General features: G+C 60.8%; 1 pseudogene. It reads left to right on the top strand.

Annotated features, from left to right (window positions below):
- A pseudogene (locus tag HU755_RS26890) lies at nucleotides 1–1,483 on the top strand (hypothetical protein); the annotation flags it as partial.

Here is a 1,483-nt window from a genome sequence, read left to right as displayed (position 1 = left end):
CGGTCAAGCCCTTGGGCGGCACGGATCAACCCTCCGAAGTCATGCAGGTGCAGGTCAAGCTCACTCGCCCGGGCGGGCACGATGACAACGATGACAGTGGGCATTCCAAGCTGATCATGACGATTCCCCAAGAGATTGTTGACGGCGGTATCGACCAGGACAACGTGGCCGAGGGCGTGCCGATCACCATTGGCAACAACGATGGCACGCCGCCTTATCCCTTTGCCGCGGCGGGCGATGTTATACGCATCAGCTGGGGTGGCGTTTTCGTGTTCAGTGAGCCGCTGACCCCGGAACAGGCTGAAGGCAAAGCGCCGAACATCGTGACCATCACCGAAGCCGTCATCCGCGAGGCCGGTGATGCGGACTCTCCCGGCGTGGCCGTGGTGTTCGAGGTATTCGACTGCGTATTCAACCGCTCCGAGGACTGGAGCCCCGAGCAGCGTGTGCCGGTGGCGGTTGATGCGACTCGGCTGGTCGCGCCGTTGCTCAGGGAAACGCTGAACAACGTGCTGGACGTCGACAAGCTGGGCGATGCCGATGGCACCGTGCAGATAATCGCCACAGATACGAGCAAGTTCAAAGTCGGTGACATTGTCTTCATCAGGATCAAGGGCACCCCCGTCGAAGGGCCGCCGATTGACTGGGAACCTTCAGAAGGCGTGAAGTTGACAAGCCTGCCAAGCATTATTGAAACCAAGGCGCCCAACGCCGTGCTGCGCCAGTTGGCCAAGTCGCAGATCACCTTGTCCTACCGCCTGGAAAAAGCCGATGCCTCTGCCGATTTACGCTCCAAAAGCCAGTTCATTCGCGCCATCGGCGAAATCCAGCGGCTGGCCGCGCCGATCATGCTGGACGAGAACTCCGGGGCGCTGGACCCGACACTGCTGCAAATCAGTCTCGAGATTCCCTTCGACAAATCCTTTGTCGAAGGCCAGGTCCTCAAGATAGTCATGCTCGGCACCACGCCAGGCCTCAAGCCCTACCTGCCTGACCTGCCCACGCGCCCCATCACCCACAACGACATCGTCGAGGCGAAACCGTTGCAGCACAAGATTGACGGCAAGCATCTGACCCCGGTCAACGGTGGCACGGCCGAGTTCTATTACCAGCAACTGATCGCCGCTGCGGTGCTCGCCACACTGGACCCGTTCGAGGCCACCCGGGCCGTTCGCGAGTCGATTCACACCGAGATCCTGCGAGTCGGCGAACCACGCCTGGAACTGCCCGAACCGGTCGTGGCCGGGGTGGTCGACGGCGTCCTGCCCGCCGACACTGCCGGTACCACCCTGACGGTGCCGTACACCGAAACGGTCGCCGGCGATGAAGTGTTCATGTTCTGGATCGGTTCGATCACCGGTGAGTACACCGACTCGATCAAGCTGAACGAGTTCACCGCCGGCAAGGAAGTCCCGTTCAACATCGAAGCCAAGTTGATCAAGGACAATGAAGGCGGAACGGTGATCGCCCGGTACGAAATCAA

This window comes from Pseudomonas sp. SWRI111, assembly GCF_014268555.1.
In the GTDB taxonomy this organism is placed as follows: Bacteria; Pseudomonadota; Gammaproteobacteria; order Pseudomonadales; family Pseudomonadaceae; genus Aquipseudomonas; species Aquipseudomonas hamedanensis.
Note: the sequence above shows the minus strand (reverse complement) of the source record. Positions and strands in the feature narration are given on the sequence as shown.